The 15,190-nt window shown below is 61.9% G+C and carries 17 protein-coding genes; 9 read left to right on the top strand and 8 right to left on the bottom strand.

Annotated elements, in window-relative coordinates; translation table 11 throughout:
* The first annotated feature begins 35 nt into the window (after positions 1–35).
* Positions 36–611 (top strand): cupin domain-containing protein, encoded by a 576-nt coding sequence (locus C8K44_RS04115; RefSeq protein WP_109574502.1) that lies wholly within the window; start codon positions 36–38, stop codon positions 609–611.
* Between the two features lie 47 nt (positions 612–658).
* Here the strand turns inward: C8K44_RS04115 and C8K44_RS04110 are convergent, their stop codons facing one another.
* Positions 659–1,777, bottom strand: a complete 1,119-nt coding sequence (locus tag C8K44_RS04110) for a mandelate racemase/muconate lactonizing enzyme family protein (RefSeq protein WP_158282705.1) — start codon at positions 1,775–1,777, stop codon at positions 659–661.
* 277 nt (positions 1,778–2,054) lie between these two features.
* Here C8K44_RS04110 and C8K44_RS04105 point away from each other — a divergent pair, with 277 nt between their 5' ends.
* The 7 genes from C8K44_RS04105 to C8K44_RS04075 all read left to right on the top strand — a co-directional run bounded on the left by C8K44_RS04105 (position 2,055) and on the right by C8K44_RS04075 (position 7,835).
* Positions 2,055–2,534, top strand: coding sequence for a cupin domain-containing protein (locus tag C8K44_RS04105; RefSeq protein ID WP_109574794.1), 480 nt, complete (start codon positions 2,055–2,057; stop codon positions 2,532–2,534).
* Positions 2,535–2,666: 132 nt separating this feature from the next.
* Positions 2,667–3,854, top strand: coding sequence for a glycine C-acetyltransferase (locus tag C8K44_RS04100; protein WP_109574500.1), 1,188 nt, complete (start codon positions 2,667–2,669; stop codon positions 3,852–3,854).
* A gap of 54 nt (positions 3,855–3,908) precedes the next feature.
* Positions 3,909–4,943, top strand: a complete 1,035-nt coding sequence (gene tdh, locus C8K44_RS04095) for an L-threonine 3-dehydrogenase (protein WP_109574499.1) — start codon at positions 3,909–3,911, stop codon at positions 4,941–4,943.
* Positions 4,944–5,048: 105 nt separating this feature from the next.
* The gene (locus C8K44_RS04090; protein WP_109574498.1) at positions 5,049–5,552 is read left to right on the top strand and encodes an HPP family protein; all 504 of its coding nucleotides are present in this window, start codon (positions 5,049–5,051) and stop codon (positions 5,550–5,552) included.
* Between the two features lie 114 nt (positions 5,553–5,666).
* Positions 5,667–6,536 (top strand): MBL fold metallo-hydrolase, encoded by an 870-nt coding sequence (locus tag C8K44_RS04085; RefSeq protein ID WP_109574497.1) that lies wholly within the window; start codon positions 5,667–5,669, stop codon positions 6,534–6,536.
* A 14-nt stretch (positions 6,537–6,550) separates the two neighbouring features.
* Complete coding sequence (locus tag C8K44_RS04080) at positions 6,551–7,294, top strand: fumarylacetoacetate hydrolase family protein (protein ID WP_109574496.1); 744 nt, start codon at positions 6,551–6,553, stop codon at positions 7,292–7,294.
* Between the two features lie 4 nt (positions 7,295–7,298).
* Positions 7,299–7,835, top strand: coding sequence for a DinB family protein (locus C8K44_RS04075; protein WP_109574495.1), 537 nt, complete (start codon positions 7,299–7,301; stop codon positions 7,833–7,835).
* Positions 7,836–7,901: 66 nt separating this feature from the next.
* Here the strand turns inward: C8K44_RS04075 and C8K44_RS04070 are convergent, their stop codons facing one another.
* From C8K44_RS04070 to aztA, 5 genes are all read right to left on the bottom strand, one after another.
* Positions 7,902–8,240: a TIGR01244 family sulfur transferase gene (locus C8K44_RS04070; RefSeq protein ID WP_109574494.1), complete on the bottom strand. Its 339-nt coding sequence runs from the start codon at positions 8,238–8,240 to the stop codon at positions 7,902–7,904.
* A 136-nt stretch (positions 8,241–8,376) separates the two neighbouring features.
* Positions 8,377–9,576 carry a zinc metallochaperone AztD gene (gene aztD, locus C8K44_RS04065; protein WP_109574493.1) on the bottom strand — a complete coding sequence of 400 codons (1,200 nt, stop codon included), beginning with the start codon at positions 9,574–9,576 and terminating at the stop codon, positions 8,377–8,379.
* Positions 9,577–9,697: 121 nt separating this feature from the next.
* Positions 9,698–10,627, bottom strand: a complete 930-nt coding sequence (gene aztC, locus C8K44_RS04060) for a zinc ABC transporter substrate-binding protein AztC (RefSeq protein WP_109574492.1) — start codon at positions 10,625–10,627, stop codon at positions 9,698–9,700.
* A gap of 23 nt (positions 10,628–10,650) precedes the next feature.
* Complete coding sequence (gene aztB, locus C8K44_RS04055) at positions 10,651–11,517, bottom strand: zinc ABC transporter permease AztB (protein WP_109574491.1); 867 nt, start codon at positions 11,515–11,517, stop codon at positions 10,651–10,653.
* Between the two features lie 8 nt (positions 11,518–11,525).
* Positions 11,526–12,371 (bottom strand): zinc ABC transporter ATP-binding protein AztA, encoded by an 846-nt coding sequence (gene aztA, locus C8K44_RS04050; RefSeq protein ID WP_109574490.1) that lies wholly within the window; start codon positions 12,369–12,371, stop codon positions 11,526–11,528.
* A 205-nt stretch (positions 12,372–12,576) separates the two neighbouring features.
* Between aztA and C8K44_RS04045 the strand changes: the two genes are divergently transcribed.
* Positions 12,577–12,921: a RidA family protein gene (locus tag C8K44_RS04045; protein WP_109574489.1), complete on the top strand. Its 345-nt coding sequence runs from the start codon at positions 12,577–12,579 to the stop codon at positions 12,919–12,921.
* Between the two features lie 70 nt (positions 12,922–12,991).
* Here the strand turns inward: C8K44_RS04045 and hutC are convergent, their stop codons facing one another.
* The gene (gene hutC / locus C8K44_RS04040; protein WP_109574488.1) at positions 12,992–13,738 is read right to left on the bottom strand and encodes a histidine utilization repressor; all 747 of its coding nucleotides are present in this window, start codon (positions 13,736–13,738) and stop codon (positions 12,992–12,994) included.
* Positions 13,739–13,765: 27 nt separating this feature from the next.
* Positions 13,766–15,118, bottom strand: coding sequence for a formimidoylglutamate deiminase (locus C8K44_RS04035; protein ID WP_109574793.1), 1,353 nt, complete (start codon positions 15,116–15,118; stop codon positions 13,766–13,768).
* Positions 15,119–15,190: the final 72 nt, after the last annotated feature.

Genomic DNA, 15,190 nt, shown 5'->3' with positions numbered 1-15,190 from the left:
GGCTATGGCGCGGGTTGTTTCATCGATTTGAAACAATGGTGACAGCTGCCAACCTCAAACGGTTACATCACCTCGATAATCCCCGACTTGCCCGGCAGTTTTCGCCGGTTGCAGGAGAGGGGATTTTGCAAGTGACCGCCCAGGCCAAGGTTGAGATTGCCAGCCAGATTTTGTGGTTTGGCGACAATCTCATGACGATCCGTGTTCCCGCGAGTGCGGGAAATGACCAGATCAGCATCATCGAATGCCGCATGCCGCAAGGTGAAACGACGCCGCTGCACGTCAATCTCTGTGAAGACGAGATCATCCATATTCTGGAAGGGACGATGTGCTTTCGCGTTGATGGCAGGATCTTCCTTGCTCATGCCGGCCAGACCGTGATGGCGCCCAAAGGCATTCCGCATACGTTCCGCGTCGACTCGGCCGATGGCGCCACGTGCCTGATCGTCACCCAGGGAGGCGATTTCGAGCAAATGATCCGTCAGATGAGCGTGCCGGCGCCGTCGGCAACCTTGCCGCCCAAGGCCGAGCGGACACCGGAAACTGCCAAGCGGTTCTTCGAAATCTGCGCGAAAAACAACATCCAGGTCATCGGCGCGCCGCTACCATAGCGCCGATGCCGGGCTGGACGGGTGCGGGGGCGTGTCCGTCCAGCCATCTATTGTGATTTGCTGGCGAATATTGGGTCGCCGAATAGGGATGGGTCAGCATCGAGACCCAACCCTCTCCCGGCGGGCAGGCTCATCATGCCGTCCGCGATGAAGAATTCGCCGCGCGCGTTCGACACCGTCACCCAGTTGTGGAAGTCGACGGTATGCTGCCTGAGCCCTTCCGGCGTCGACAAAAGCAGGTTGGAATAGGCGGCCGTGCCGATCTGCGCGCCGCCCGTATCCTCGATGGTCACCTTGAGGTTCTTGGCAATCGCGATGTCGCGGAGAAGCTTGGCCTTGGTCAGGCCGCCGACACGCGCGAGCTTGATGGTGATGCCATCGACCAGGCCGTCCGATATGGCGCGCAACAGCACGTCCGCTCCGTCGATGGTTTCATCGAGAACCAGCGGCCGGTCAGTGGCGCGGCGGATGGCCAGGTTTTCCTCGTAACTCGCGCAGGGCTGCTCGAGCGTATAGTCGAGCAACCGCGTAGCCATCAGGAAGCGGCGGGTTTCGGCTGTGCCCCAACTCGCATTGGCGTCGCAGAAGAGCACGGTGTCTGCGGGAACGGCTGTCCGGACGGCTTCCAGCCGGGCGATATCCTCGTTGACGTCGAGCCCGACTTTGACCTGCAAGCGGCGATAACCCTCGGCGACGTATCCTTGCGCTCGTATCGCCATCGCGTCGGGAGACTGCTGGGCGATCGAGCGGTAGAGAGGTAGCCTGGTGCCCTCGGCACCTCCGCTCATGCTGGCAACCGACAGCCCTGAACGCTTGCCGGCAAGATCCCACAGCGCCATGTCGATCGCCGATTTCGCATAGGGATGGCCCTTGAGCAGCAGGTCCATGCGCCGGTTCAGCGCCTCGATGCCGGAGGCATCATAGCCAAGCAGTTGCGGTGCCAACTCCTTCATCGCCTCGCGGGCGCCGGCCGCGAATGACGGATCGTAGAAGCTGCCGAGCGGCGCCATTTCGCCGTAGCCGGCGATGCCGTCGCGGCTGGTGATCTCGACGATCGTCGAATCGAACCCCTCGGCGCTACGCCCGCCTGAACAGCGATAGGTCCCGTCTCGAAACGGCTGCCATTGGCGGAAGATGCGGATGCTGGAAATGCTCGCTTCGGCCATTCGGTCCCCCGCTGCTGCGATCGCGTATCGTGACCTTAACCCAAGCGAGGGCATGCGCGACGCGAGGGAAGCGGCGCGACTGGACGTCGTTATCCTGACAGTCCATCCATGCCGGCCTTCCGTGGACTATTGTCGAAGTTCGAAATTGACGCAGATATGTTTCATTTTGCTGATACATGCGTTCGAATTGGCCGAACTCGAACGGATACGTTGCGCCCTTAAATCGGATGCCGACGCGGCGACGGACGTCGCGGGTTCATTCGAGAAGGGACGACCAATGACCATTCATCAGAAAACCGAAAGCACCGGCGAACTGTTCTGGTTCAACGGCACGCTTGCGACGATCCGGATCCCGGGCAAGGCCGGCGTGGACAACATCAGCGTCATCGAGCACCTGATGCCCTATGGCGCCTCGCCGCCGCTGCATATCCATCGCAACGAGGACGAGGTGTTCCACATTCTCGAGGGCGTCATGCGCTTCAATGTCGCCGGTAAGGACATTATCGCGCATGCCGGGCAAACGGTGCTTGCGCCGAAGGGGATCGTACACAGCTTCCGCGTCGAATCCGCCGGCGGTGCGCGCTGCCTGACGGTTACCACAGGCAGCGATTTCGAGCAGATGGTCCGGCAGGTTGGCATGCCTGCGCCGGAGGCCAAGATCCCGCCGCATGAGATGCCGACGCCCGAGGTGATCGCAGCCCTCACAGAGGCCTGCGCGAGAAACGGCATCGACGTCGTCGGCGCTCCGCTGAGCTGATCGTAGCCGACGATTTTGATCAGGCCGGACGGGTGGGTACCCCACGCGTCCGGCCTGTCGCATTTTTGATGGCTTTTCGGCTTGCCTCGGACGAAACTCCTGCTCGGTGTCCTCTCAATCGGGCGGCAAGACATGACCCAAGCTTTTCTCTCGCATCTCGCTTCCGAGCTGGAATCCCTCAAGTCGGCCGGCCTGTACAAGTCCGAGCACGTCATCACCTCGACGCAGAGTGCCGAGATCGAGGTCGGCGGCGTAAAGGTGCTGAACTTTTGCGCCAACAACTATCTCGGCCTTGCCGACAGCCATGAATTGCGCGACGCCGCCAAGAAGGCCCTCGACCGTTATGGCTACGGCATGGCCTCGGTGCGCTTCATCTGCGGCACCCAGGAAGAGCACAAGGAACTGGAGGCGAAGCTCTCCGCCTTCCTCGGCATGGAGGACACGATCCTTTATTCCTCGTGTTTTGACGCTAACGCCGGCCTGTTCGAAACGCTGCTCGGCGAGGAGGATGCCATCATCTCCGACGCGCTCAACCACGCCTCGATCATCGATGGCGTGCGCCTGTCCAAGGCCAAGCGCTTTCGCTACGCCAACAACGACATGGCCGCGCTCGAAGCGGAGCTGAAGAAGGCCGAGGGCAGCCGCTTCAAGCTGATCGCTACCGATGGCGTGTTTTCGATGGACGGTATCATCGCCAATCTCCAAGGTGTCTGCGATCTCGCCGAAAAATACGATGGGATGGTCATGGTCGACGACAGCCATGCCGTCGGCTTTGTCGGCAAGCACGGGAGGGGTACGCCAGAGCATTGCGGCGTCGAAGGCCGCGTCGATATCATCACCGGCACGCTCGGCAAGGCGCTGGGTGGCGCATCCGGCGGCTACACCAGTGGCAAGCGCGATGTGGTCGACTGGTTGCGCCAGCGCTCGCGACCCTATCTGTTTTCCAACACGCTTGCCCCCTCCATCGCCGGTGCCTCGATCAAGGTGCTGGAACTGATAGCAGAGGGCGGGGCTTTGCGCGAAAAGCTCTACGCCAATGCCGAGCGTTTCCGCTCCGGCATGGGCAAGCTCGGCTTCACGCTCGCCGGGGCCGATCATCCGATCATCCCGGTCATGCTGGGCGATGCCACGCTTGCCCAGGAGATGGCCGCACGAATGTTGAAACGCGGCATCTATGTGATCGGTTTTTCGTTTCCGGTCGTGCCAAAGGGCCAGGCGCGCATCCGCACCCAGATGTCGGCGGCGCATTCGACAGCCGACATTGACCGTGCGGTCGCTGCGTTCGGTGAAGTCGGTCGCGAGTTGGGCGTCATTTCATAAAGTGCCAGACGTGCCAAAAGCGATTCTGGATCAAGCGATTCCGAGGATAAGACAATGTCGAACATGATGCGTGCGCTGGTGAAGGCCAAGGCCGAGCCGGGTATCTGGATGGAAGAAGTGCCGCTGCCCGAGGTTGGACCCAACGATGTGCTGATCAAGGTCAGGAAATCAGCGATCTGCGGCACCGACGTCCACATCTACAATTGGGACCAGTGGGCGCAAAAGACGGTGCCTGTGCCGATGGTCACCGGTCACGAGTTCGTCGGCACGATCGCCGACTTCGGCGCCGGCGTGACCGATTACAAGGTGGGGCAGCGCGTGTCGGGCGAGGGGCATATCGTGTGCGGTCATTGCCGCAACTGCCGCGCCGGGCGTGGGCATCTGTGCCGCAACACGCTCGGCGTCGGCGTAAACCGGTCGGGTTCTTTCGCCGAATATGTCGCGATCCCCCAGCACAATGTCGTGCCGATCCCCGATGACGTTCCCGACGAGATCGCCGCGATCTTCGATCCGCTGGGCAACGCCGTGCATACCGCATTGTCGTTCGACCTCGTCGGCGAGGATGTGCTTGTCACCGGTGCCGGGCCGATCGGCATCATGGGCGCGCTGGTGGCGCAATGCGTGGGTGCCCGCAAGGTCGTCATCACCGACATCAACCCGGTACGCCTCGCGCTGGCAAGGAAGCTCGGTGTCCATCACGTCGTGGATGCTTCCAAGGAAAAGCTGCGCGACGTGATGCGCGAAGAGGGCATGACCGAAGGCTTTGACATTGGCCTCGAGATGTCAGGCTCGGCCGTCGCTTTCCGCGACATGATCGACACGATGAATAATGGCGGCAAGATCGCCATCCTGGGCATCGCGCCGACCGGCTTCGAGATCGACTGGAACAAGGTCATCTTCAAGATGCTGCATCTCAAGGGGATCTATGGTCGTGAGATGTTCGAAACCTGGTACAAGATGATCGCACTGGTACAGGGGCCGCTCGACGTCACCGGTCTCATCACGCACCGCATCGGCATCGACGATTATCAGGCCGGGTTCGACGCCATGCGCAGCGGCAATTCGGGCAAGGTTGTCATGGATTGGTGATTTGAGGAAAGTTTTTTCACTGTAGGTCGACTTTTTCGAACAAAGCCACGTTGCCAGTCGATGTTGTCGTTGCTATCGAAATAGCTCCTTCGGCTGGAAACGACGATGCGCCGTCACATACGCACCCTTACCGCCCGGCATGAGCCGAAAGGACAAATGCTCTCGCACGTCAAGTCGGGATCGGGCGCCGTTGTCGGTCTGGCGGCGGTTGGCGGGCTTGCGTCGGTGACTGGGCTGCCGATGCTGATCGCGCCGCTTGGAGCGACCGCGGTACTGTTGTTCGGCCAACCGGCCAGCCCCCTGGCGCAGCCGATCAATATTTTCGCCGGCTATTTCATTGCAACGCTGGTCGGCGTGGCAGCCGCCATGAGCTTTCCCGGCATGTGGGAGGTGTCTGCGGTGGCCGTCGGTCTGTCGATCGCGCTGATGCTGATGTTCCGCGTCACCCACCCGCCTGCAGGTGCGATCCCGCTTGTCGCCACCGCGTCTCCTTATCAGGGCAGTACCTTGTTTGTGGTCATTCTACTCGGCTGCATCAGCCTTCTGGTTCTGGCGCTGGTGCATCACTGGATCCCGCCGCGCGCGCAATATCCACGCCGCGTCGATTGATGCTTTGACCTTGCCTCGGTCGTGGCCGGCGTTCTAGCTTGGGAGCGCTTGCAAGACGAGGTGTGGCATGAAGCGTGAAACTCCAAATTCAGGTTCCATCCCAGGCAGGTGGGCATGAGCGCCCGCCTCGTCTTGCTTGGCACCAAGGGCGGCCCAGCGATCCGTCCGGGTGGCCCATGGCCGACATCGACGCTGCTCGAACTTGGCGGCCGGACGATCGTCGTAGATTGCGGGCTGGGCGTGACGCGCGGGTTGACCGACGCCGGCGTCGGCCTCAAGGCGCTCGACCTGATCTTTGTCACCCACCTTCATTCCGATCATGTGCTCGAACTCGGGCCATTGATCCACACCGCCTGGACAGCAGGGCTTGCGACACCGGTCAGGGTGTTCGGCCCCACCGGATTGAATCGATACTGGCAAAGTTTCGTGCAAGCACTTGAATTCGACATCGAAACTCGAATTGCCGACGAAGGTCGTCCTGACCTTCGCCGAATGGTCGAGGTCGTGGAATTCGGTGAGGGCGAAGTGCTGCGCGACGGCGAGTTGAACGTCACAAGCTTACGTGTCGATCATCCACCGGTGACCGACTGCTTCGCGCTGCGCTTCGACTGCAATGGCGAAAGCGTGGTCTTTTCGGCCGATACCGCTTTCTTTCCGCCATTGGCGGAGTATGCACGCGATGCCGACATTTTGCTCCACGAAGCGATGCTGGAAGAAGGCGTCGAGCGGCTTGTCGCTCGTACAGCCAACGGTGCGCGGCTGAGGGAGCACCTGATGGCAAGCCATAGTCTGGCTGGCGAAGCGGGCACTATCGCTGCGCGTGCCGGCGTCGGGCGCCTGGTGCTCAATCACCTCATTCCGGCCGACGATCCCGAAATCGGCGAGGCCGATTGGATCGAAGCTGTCAGGAAAACATGGAATGGTCCCTTGACGATTGGCCGCGACGGGCTTGTTGTGACGGCTAAGGGCGAAGACGCCCCCTAACCGGGAGGACGTGCATGAAACTGGCGACGCTGAAGAACGGTTCGCGTGACGGGAAACTTGTCATCGTCTCGCGCGACCTGACGCGATACACCGATGCCTCTTTCCTGGCACCGAGCCTGCAGGCGGCGCTCGATGACTGGCGCCGGATTTCCCCCCACTTGGCGGCCCTCGCCGAATCGCTGGAAGTCGGCTCCGTGCCGTCATCGCGCTTCCACGAGCATGACGCGCATTCGCCGCTGCCGCGCGCATACCAGCGACTTGGCAATGGCGACGCTTTTGTTGGCCCGCGCGATCCGATCGAACTCGCAGGCAAGGCGCGCGACGCCAGGGTCGAGGCGGCCGTGTCAGTGATCGTCTCGGACGTTGCGATGGGGGTCACCGAAGAGAAGGCCAAGGACGCCGTCGCGCTCATCGTGCTTTCCGCCGACACCATTCTGGATGGCGGCCAGGCGGGCACGTCGGCATTGTCCCCCGTTGCGGTCACGCCGGACGAACTTGGCGATGGCTGGGATGGAGCGGTCCATCTGCCGCTGCTTGCCGGTGCGCGAAACGTTGCTTCTGCCTGGACCAGTTTTCCCAAACTGATCGCGGGCGCTGCCGCAACGCGGCCGATCGGCACTGGCGCGATCGTCAGGGGCGCGGCCGAGACACTTTCAGTGTCGTTGGGCGATACGTTGCGTGTCGAAATGAAGGACAAGGCAGGCCATTCGATCTTCGGTGCCATCGAGCGGCAGGTGGGCAGGTTCGAGCCGGCCTGAACATATGGACATGACAAGCCATTTGCGCCGCATGGCGCGGAACAATCTGTGGTCCAACGACCGCATCTACCGCGCCGTGCAGGCATTGCAGCCAGGTGAGTTCGAGGCTGCACGCACGAGCTTTTTTCCTTCGCTCAAGGAGACACTGAACCACGTCCTGTCTGTCGACATCTATTATCTGGACATGATCGAGGAAGGCGGCGAGGGGCAAAAAGTGTTTGACCGTTTCATCGAGTTTGACGATGCGGAAGCACTTGCCAAGGCGCAAGGTGCGTTCGACCGAAGGCTGGTGGCCTGTTGTGACCGTCTGGCCGAGGCCGATCTCGACAGGCAGGTGCTGTCCGATCGTGGCAAGGCGGGCCAGATCCCCGAGCGCATCGGCGATCTTCTCGCGCACCTGTTCATCCATCAGATCCATCATCGCGGGCAGGTGCACGCGATGCTGTCGGGCACCTCGGTGGCTCCGCCGCAGCTTGATGAGTTCTTCCTCGACTATGATCTGCGTTTTCGCGGCGAAGAGGTCGAGCGGCTGGGGCTTTAGGCGATGCGACGCGCGACGGACTTTGCCGAAGCGCGTTCACAAGGTTAGGAAAAAGGTTGGGGACGATCAGCCCTTGCTCTGCTGGATCGCCATGTACAGGTTGGTGCAACGGGTGCCCGAGCGGCAATAGGCAAACACCGGGCCGTCCATCTCGTCGAGCGCCTCAGCCATGTCGGCAACATTGTCGCCGGTCATCTGGCCGCTGATGACGGGAACGTAGCGGAAGGCAAGACCGGCGGCTTCGACCGCGGCCTTGACGCTGTCAGCGGAAGGCTGGCCGGGCTGCTCGTCGTCGGGCCTGTTGCAGATGACGCTCTTGAAGCCGGCGGCCTTGATGGCGGCAACCTCGTCCGGCGTGATCTGGCCGGAAACCGAGTAGTCGTCGGTGATCTGGCGGTATTCCATTGTCGTCCTCGCACATTTGTTCGCCGCTCCTGCGGCTGGTCGGCACCTGTCTTGCCACTGTCGGGGCGGCGGGGCAACTGCTGTTGCCTCGCTCGATGAGACGGTCTGGCAGCCGACGCTGCCAGACCCACAAGCTTCAGTGCGTTTCGCCGGAGCCCCCGACGGCGACGAGGTTGAATGGCTTGCCTTCGAGCGCGATGTCGGTGCCCTGCTTGAAGCTTTCGGCATCGACGACATGCAGCGCGCCCTTGAGCGGGTCGGATACGACGATCCGGCTGCCGGCGACGGCGATGCGCGGACGCGGATCGCTCCAGTGGCCGTCCATGGAGTAGGGGTCGGTCAGCTTGAGCGATGCGTCGATCTTGCCCGCCACCACGTCGATCCGGTGCAACTGGCCGTCCTCGGTGAAGACATAGGCGAACTTAGCCCGCACCGGATCGACAGTGAAATGCACCCGGCGCGTCGGCAGGTCGATCAGCCGGAAGGCTTCTTCCGACCTTGGGTCGATCAGAAGGACAGCGTTGGGACCGTAATTGCCAAGGAAATACTGCAGGCCGCGGCCACCGACCAGCGTTGTCGATTTGCCCTCTGGCAGCGCCTGGTCATAGGGCAGCATCTCGATTGATGGCTTGCCGCCTTCTTGCTTGATCACCAGAACGCCCTTGGCGCAGGCAATCGCGAGCAGGTTGCCCGACGCCGCCTCGCCATGCAGGTCGGGGCAAGAATGCACATCGCCTACCGTCGCGCCAGAACGATCGGTGACGCGGATGCCGACAGGAAGCTCGTCAGGCTTCTCGAAGTTCGGTACTGTCGTGAGCGCAAACTCGCCCATTGCGACGGCAACCCCATGGTGAGGAGCGCTGGTCGCGACCTCGCGAATGGCCGGCTTACCTTCCAGGATGTCGGCTTCGCGGGTCATTCGGGCCTTGCCTTCACCATCGAAGAACAAGGCGATGTCGCCGCCATGGTCGACGAAATGCGACGGCTTCTTGCCTTCGAAAGTGACATCCAGCAGCTTCGGCGCCTCGACATGGATGTCGCCGTGGTCCCCATGATCGCCGAACGAGATGCCGCTCGACAACACCGAGATCACATCACCTTTGCCCTGCACCGCAAACACGGTGCGGCCGCTGTCCGAGCGGTAGAGGCTGGTGGGCACCTTCACGTTGAACGTTTCGAGCATCTGGCCGCTCTCCATGTCGATGGCATGAACGACAGCCGCCGCGTGGTCGGAGACGAATAGCCTCCATGCGGTCCTTTCCTCAGCGAACGAGGGAACGGTAGCCAGGCCCAGCAGAAGAGCCAGTCCCGACGCTGAGACGCACAGATTTTTCATTGTTTCCTCATATAACGTTATTACATTACAGATAATATCGGAGAAAAAGGCGAGGTTGTTGGCCTCGCCTTCATCCAGGCTGGTTGGACAGGCCGATTGTTCGGCCGGGTAGTTCGTTGGGTCAGCTGCCGAGGATCGCGCCCTTGATGGTGGCGATGTTGGCCTTCATCATGTCGATGTAGGTCGCGGCCGGACCATCGGCCTTGGACAGAGCGTCGGAATAGAGCGTGCCGCCGACCTTCACGCCGGTTTCGGCGGAGATCTGCTCGATCAGGCGCGGGTTGGTGATGTTTTCGACGAAAATGGCCGAGGCCTTGTCGCCGCGAACCTGCGAGATCAGCGCGGCCACGTCGGCGGCGGAAGCCTCCGCTTCGGTCGAAATTCCCTCGGGCGCCAGCACGGTGACGCCATAGGCGGCCTCAAGATAGCCGAAGGCGTCGTGAGACGTGATGATGGTGCGCTTTTCCCTGGGGATCGAAGCGACCGCGGCCTTCACTTCGGCTTCGGTGGCGTCGAGCTTGGCGGTGTAGGCGCTGGCGTTTGCCTTGTAGCTGTCACAACCGGCGGCGTCGGCGGTGCAAAAGGCATCGGCGATGTTCTTTACGTAGATCTTGGCGTTTGCGATCGACTGAAAGGCATGCGGGTCGAGATCGCCGTGGTGATGATGATCGCCGCCGGCCGCGTGCTCGTGCTCTTCCTTCATCTTGATCGGTTCGACACCTTTGGTCAGTTCGACCACCGCAGCCTTGGTGGCGCTCGCCTCGACAAGGCGTTGCAGGAAGCCTTCGAATTGCAGGCCGTTGACCAGCACGACGTCGGCCTTCGACATCTTCACCGCGTCGGCGGGCGAGGGCTCGTAGACATGGGCGTCACCATCTGGGCCGACCAGCGTCGTCAGTTCGATACGGTCGCCACCGACATTTTGGGCAAAATCGCCAATGATCGAGAAGCTGGCCACGACTTTGAGCGCTTCGGCGGAAGCCGATGTCGCGGCAAAAGGACTTAATGTTATAACGCTCATCAGCGAGGCGAAGCCAATTGTCCTGAGCATATGTCTCTCCATTTTGAAGCGGATTAGGCGGTACGATGGCGGTGGCGGCGAAGCTTGGTGTTGAAAACGCCGCGCGTGCCAAAGAGGATGGATGTGAGGTAGATCGCGCCTGCCGAAAGAATGATCGCCGGGCCTGAGGGCAGGGAGGCATGGTAGGACACCAGCAATCCCGCGATGCAGGAGACTGCGCCAAAGCCAAAGGCAAGCACGCACATTGGCTCGACGCGCGACGTCCAGAAGCGTGCCGCCGCAGCCGGCAACATCATCAGGCCTACCGATAGCAGCGTGCCGAGCGCCTGGAAGCCACCGACGAGGTTGAGCACGACCAGGCCAAGGAAGATGAAGTGCACTGGAGTGCCAAGCCGGCTGACCGAACGCAGGAACAGCGGGTCGAGGCATTCGGCGACGAGCGCGCGCCAGAAGATGGCAAGGGTCAGCAGCGTGATGCCCGAAATCAGCGCGATCAGCGTAAGCGCGTCGTCGTTGAGCGCCAGAACGGTACCGAACAACACATGCATCAGGTCAACGCTCGAGCCGCGCAGCGACACGATCAGAACGCCGAGCGCCAGCGAAATCAAATAGAACGCCGCCATCGAGGCGTCCTCGCGCTGGACGGTGAAACGCGACACGGCACCAGCACCGAGCGCTACGATGACGCCGGCGATCAGTCCGCCGATGGTCATCGGCACGATCTGCAGGCCGTAGAGCAGGAAGCCGGCGGCGGCGCCGGGCAGGATGGCGTGGGCCATGGCATCGCCAGTCAGGCTCATGCGCCTGAGCATCAGGAACACGCCGACGGGGCAGGCGCCGAGCGCCAGCATCAGCGAGCCAGCTAGGGCGCGCTGCATGAAGCCGAATTCGACGAAAGGGGCGATCAGGAAATCATACATGGCGAGGTTCACGCGGCACGGGGTCCGGATTCATGATCGGGGTGGTCATGGACCTCGCCATGGTCATGATGGTGATGGTCGTCGTGAGCATGGGAATGCGCGTGGCGATGAGCATGACCGTCATCCGGCTCGCACCAGGGCGCATCGTCGTGCCAGGCCTCGTCAAAGCGCCGGGCCTTGAGCAGGTTTTCCGGGCGCAGCGCTTCAAGCGTCTCGCCCCAGGCGACAGGCTGGCGCGCTAGCAGCAAGGTGTTGGGGAAGTGGGCACGTACCAGTTCGAGGTCGTGGGCGACGACCATCACGGTGCGGTTTTCGCCGTGCCAGCGCTTGATCAGCTTGATCAGGTCGCCGACTGTCTTGGCATCGACAGCGTTGAATGGCTCGTCGAGCAGGATCAAGTCAGCGTCCTGCACCAGCACACGGGCAAACAACGCCCGCTGAAGCTGGCCTCCGGACAGCGTGTCGATGGCGCGTTTTTCGAAACCTTCGAGGCCGACAGCCATCAGCGCCTCGGAAACGGCCAGGCGGTCTTCGCGGCTGTAACGGCCAAGTAGGCCGCGCCGGGGCCAGAGGCCGAGGGACACAAGGTCCACGACACGAGCAGGGAAGCTGCGATCAAGTTCAGACTGCTGCGGAAGGTAGGCGACGCGCTTGCCTGACGCCACCGTGCATGCGCCTGCCATCGGCTTCAGCACGCCGACGATCCCCTTCATCAAAGTAGATTTGCCGGAACCGTTGGCGCCGACGACAGCAGTCAGCGAGCCGGTCTTGATCGAGCCATTGAGGTGATGCACCGCCGGATGGCTGTTGTAGCCCAGCGTCAGGTCCTTGAATGTCAGGCAGGCGTCGTTCATCGGCTCATTGCTCGGGTGCGGCGAAGTCGTCATTGACTATGTGATGTTATTACATTTGTCAACGAGGCGTTCGGACAAACCGGTGGGTTTGTCATACAAACCTTCTGAGCAGTTCGTCTGGCCTATGGAATTTGAACGCTTCGGCCTTGCGCCGGGGGGCAGGCAAAATCTATGAAGGCGCCACCCCTAACGGAAGGAGACCACCATGAGCATTCGTCGTATCGATGTCGGCCCGCGCATGAGCCAGATCGTGATCCATAACAACACAGTTTACCTGGCAGGCCAGGTTGGCGCACCGGGCGAGAGCGTCGCCGCGCAGACCAAGGCCATTCTGGCTGAGATCGACGCCCTGCTTGCTAAGGCAGGCACCGACAAGACCAAGATCATCCAGGCGATCATCTGGCTGTCCGACATGTCGACCTTCGCCGAGATGAACTCGGTCTGGGACGGCTGGGTTCCGCAGGGCAACACGCCTGCACGTGCAACCGGCGAAGCCAAGCTCGCCGGCCCGGAATACAAGGTCGAGATCATCATCACGGCCGCTGCCTGACGATTGGCCTGGCCTCAATCTCGAACAAAGGCCGTGCGTCCCAGGATGCGCGGCTTTTTGTTTTCAGGCGTCAGCTGTCTGACGGTGTGAAGCGGGCCACCACTGCATGGGCATTTGCCGGATAGGTGAAGCGCACATGGGTGACGGGGCGCTCGGCGCTCCAGGTCCGCCGCTCGATGACGAGGCAGGGCGCGCCGGCTGCAAGGTTGAGATCGGCGGCGATGTCGGCGTCGGCTGCGGCGGCGCGGATGACGTGCTCGGCCGCGCTCCATGGCACCCGTCCGATCAGCCACGGTCCCGGTGCGGTTTCGCGGAACTCTTCGTCCGCCGCTTCTGGTACAGCGGCAAGATTGATCAGCCGGTCCTCGGTGCAAAACGGCCGCGCGCCGGCATAGTGGCGACATTTCAAGGCCAGAAGCTGTCCCGACACGTCTGGCCCCAGCCGCTCGCGGTCGCTGCTCCCGGCCCGCCGCTTTGACTGCGAGATCAGCTCATAGCGATAGGGCAGGCCAAGGGCCTCGACCTCGATGCGGATGTCGTGGATTTCGAGTACCGCCGCTTGCGACTGCGGCCTGCGCACGAAGCTGCCCGATCGGCGCCTGCGCTCGATCAGCCCCGCCTTGGCAAGCTGAGACAGCGCCTTGTTCACGGTCATGCGCGAACAGCCATACTCTTCGGTCAGTTCATGCTCGAAGGGAATGCGATAGCCGGGCTCCCATTCTCCCGAGACGATCCGGTCGCGGATATCGTTGAGGATGCGCTGGTACAGCGACGTCGACGCATCGCCGCCCGCAAGCTCCTCAACCGTCTCCGCCATCGAATCAGGCACCCGAATTTCCTTCTCTTACGCCGCCGTCAGTTCCATCATCACGTTACGGAACCTCGCTGCAATAGCGTCGCGCCGGAAATGTGCCCCATCCGAAACAAGCTTACGGCCATTGACCCACACAGCATCCACCTTGCCACCGCGTGCGAAGATCCAGGCGTCCAGCATGGCATCCCCGGATTTTCCGGCAAGCGTGGGGTGGTTGGGGTTGAGCGAGACGAAGTCTGCAGCCGAGCCAGCCGCAAGCCCTGCCTGGCCGGCACCCAGCGCCTGAGCACCACCGTCAAGCGCTGCATCGTACAGCGCGCGACCTGTCGACTGTCCGGGAGTGGCAAGCACGTTGCGGGCACGATGAACCAGTCGCTGCGAATACTCGAGCATGCGCAATTCGTCAGTGACGCCAATCTCGACATTGGAATCGGAGCCGACGCCGAATTTGCCGCCATGCTTCACAAAAAGCGGCGCTGAAAAGACGCCGTCGCCAAGGTTGGCCTCGGTGATCGGGCACAGGCCGGCGACCGCGCCCGATTTGGCCATAGCGATCGTCTCGGTTTCGGTCATGTGCGTTGCGTGGATCAGGCACCAGCGCTTGCCGACGTCGGCATGCCGCAGCAGCCATTCGACGGGCCGTGCGCCCGACCAGGCCAGGCAGTCTTCCACTTCCTTGACCTGTTCGGCGATATGGATGTGGATCGGCCCCGTGGTCATCGCCTTGACCGCAGACAGTTCGTCGGGTGTTGCGGCGCGCAGGCTGTGCGGTGCAAGGCCAAGCACCGCGCCATTGATGGCTTTGAGCGCTTCGCCGCACTTCTCAAAAAGCCTGGCGAAGCGATTCGGATCGTTGATGAATCGACGCTGGCCTTCATTGGCGGGCGCACCGCCAAAGCCGGAATGCGCATAGAATACAGGCAGCAATGTCAGTCCGATGCCGGTCTCGACGGAGGCGGTAGCAATGCGTTCGGCCATCTCGGCGATGTTGGCATAGGGGCTGCCGTCGCGGTCGTGGTGGAGATAGTGGAACTCGCCGACGCGGCTGAAGCCAGCTTCCAGCATTTCGACATAGAGCTGTGCGGCGACCGCCTCCACTTGCTCGGGCGTCATCGTCAGCGCGAAGCGATACATCACCTCGCGCCAGGACCAGAAGCTGTCGGATGAAGGACCGCGGATTTCGGCCAAGCCTGCCATGCCGCGCTGGAAGGCGTGGCTGTGCAGATTGGGCATGCCCGGCAGGATTATCGCGTGGCGCTCGTCGCCGGGCTGGAAGGTCGTTCCCGTTTCCAGCGTGTCGATGAGGCCACCGACAAGAGTCAGCCTGACGTTGTGTTGCCAGCCATCGGCCAGAAGCGCTTGCTCCGCGAATATCGTCGCCACCATAATCTCCTCGCCTCTTTTGCGCGCCGCACGATAACACTTGCATCGCGTTTCGATATGTATATACATAAT

Origin of the sequence: Aminobacter sp. AP02 (assembly GCF_003148805.1) — a bacterium.
Classification (GTDB): Bacteria; Pseudomonadota; Alphaproteobacteria; order Rhizobiales; family Rhizobiaceae; genus Aminobacter.
This window is presented reverse-complemented; position numbering and strand designations above follow the sequence as displayed.